Below are 2,033 nucleotides of genomic sequence, written 5' to 3'. Positions count from 1 at the left end.
GCCGCTTCAGTTCAGAAAAACCTTTGTCCATCTCTGTTCTGAAAACAGCCTCTTGCGCATACAGGTCTTTCCCCATATTCACATACTGGGAACCTACTCCGGGAAACATAAACACCACAGACCGGCCACGCTCCCTGCTCTTCACAAATGACTGCCTGGCAAGGCCGGAATTCAACAGCTGAACCAGCTCCTCCTGATCCTGATAAATCAGAGACTTCCGGTAAGTAAAATCCTTTCTCCCAACTTGCAAAGTATAACACAGGTCAGCCTGGCTAACTTCGGGACCGGCAATCAGAAAATCCGAAAGTTCCGTCATATACCGGAGCAATGCCGTTTCAGTTTTAGCTGAAATGGTTAATATTTTGTACTTTCTTGAAAGCTCATCTTCCTGCTGTTGAACCAGAGGCGCTTCTTCCAGAATGACATGGGCATTGGTCCCTCCCACACCGAAAGAACTAACTCCGGCTCGTAAGGGGCTATCTCCGGTCCTTTTCCAGTCTGCTAGTTCCGTATTCACATAAAAAGGTCCTCCTTCAAAATCTATCGAAGGATTGGCCTCCTGGTAATGAAGACTCGCCGGAATCTGCTGATGTTTCAGGCTCAGAACTGTTTTAATTAAACCCGCAATGCCGGCAGCAGAATCCAGGTGTCCGATATTGCTCTTTACAGAACCCAGGGCACAATGCTTCGCCGGACTTCTGTTAAAGGCAATATTCAATGCTTCAACTTCAATCGGGTCTCCTAATTTCGTCCCCGTTCCATGAGCTTCTACATAACTGATGGAATCTGGCTGTACCTTAGCAAATTTCTGAGCTTTAAGAATACATTCTACCTGCCCTTCAACACTGGGGGCTGTAAACCCTACCTTTCGCCTACCATCATTGTTAATGGCACTTCCTTTAATAATTGCATAGATCTGATCGTTGTCGTTAATGGCATCACTTAATCTTTTTAACACCACAACTCCCACACCTTCTCCGCTAATGGTTCCATCTGCATCTTTATCAAAAGCTTTGCAATGTCCATCTGAAGAGTGGATCATATTCTCCTGGTATAAATAGCCTTTTTGCACACTTGTTTTTATGGAAACACCACCTGCCAGTGCCATCTTTGTTTCGCCCAGCAACAGGCTTTTGCAGGCAGAGTTCAGTGCCACCAAAGAGGTTGAACATGCCGTATTTAATGAAATTGCCGGTCCTTTAAGGTTTAATTTATAGGAGACCAATGAACTTAAATAATCCTTATTATTGATATAGCTAAGGCTCATTTCATCGACCTCCGGATTAACTTTATTCATAAACTCGGTATACACCATCCAATTTATATCGATGGCTCCCCCTGCATAAAGTCCAATCAATCCCCGTGTTTGTTCAGGGTTATATCCGGCATCTTCCAGTGCTTCCCAAACGCATTCATGGAAAACTCTGTGAACCGGACTCATGAGTTGTGCTTCCCCGGGTCTGTAATCAAAAAAGCTGGCATCAAATAGATTTTTATTTTCCAGAATGGCACTTGCGTTGATAAAATTCGGCTGGTTAATTTCTTCTTCACTAAGCCCCAGATCCTCCAGCTCTTTTTTCGAAAACCGATGAATAGATTCAATGCCACCTGCCAGATTTTTCCAATATTCTCTCCAGTTTTTTGCTCCGGGTAAGCGGCAGGCCATTCCGATAACTGCAATTTCTAAACCATTATAAGGCTGATTATTCTTCATCTGATTCGATATCTAATAATTTAATAGTGTCTTCCATGATGTCTACAGACAGGTCTATATCTTCGTCAAGATTGCATAAGGTGTTTTCGTCCTTAAGGGAAATATAGGCGGCCAATTCATATATATTTGGATATTTAAAAATGTTAACCACGGATATTTTATAATCAAAAGCCCTGTTGACCAGTTCGAGCATTCTAATGATTTTCATGGAAGTTCCTCCGGCGTCAAAGAAATTATCTTTAACACTGATCTTCTCCCTGCCCAATATCTCCTGCCAGATCAGCACCAGTTTCTCTTCAATTTCATTTCGGGGCGCCAC

The 2,033-nt window shown here is 43.1% G+C and carries 2 protein-coding genes; both read right to left on the bottom strand.

Going from position 1 to position 2,033, the window contains the following annotated elements; all coding sequences use genetic code 11:
- Nucleotides 1–1,714, bottom strand: a 1,714-nt coding sequence (locus BLQ87_RS33100) for a type I polyketide synthase (protein ID WP_143010630.1), incomplete at its 3' end; no start/stop codon positions are given.
- The coding region (locus BLQ87_RS33095) for a phosphopantetheine-binding protein (RefSeq protein WP_245723979.1) at nucleotides 1,704–2,033 on the bottom strand (330 nt) is incomplete at its 5' end. The genes BLQ87_RS33095 and BLQ87_RS33100, both read right to left, overlap by 11 nt.

Source organism: Pedobacter steynii, assembly GCF_900103665.1.
GTDB classification, from domain to species: Bacteria; Bacteroidota; Bacteroidia; order Sphingobacteriales; family Sphingobacteriaceae; genus Pedobacter; species Pedobacter steynii.
Note: the sequence above shows the minus strand (reverse complement) of the source record. Positions and strands in the feature narration are given on the sequence as shown.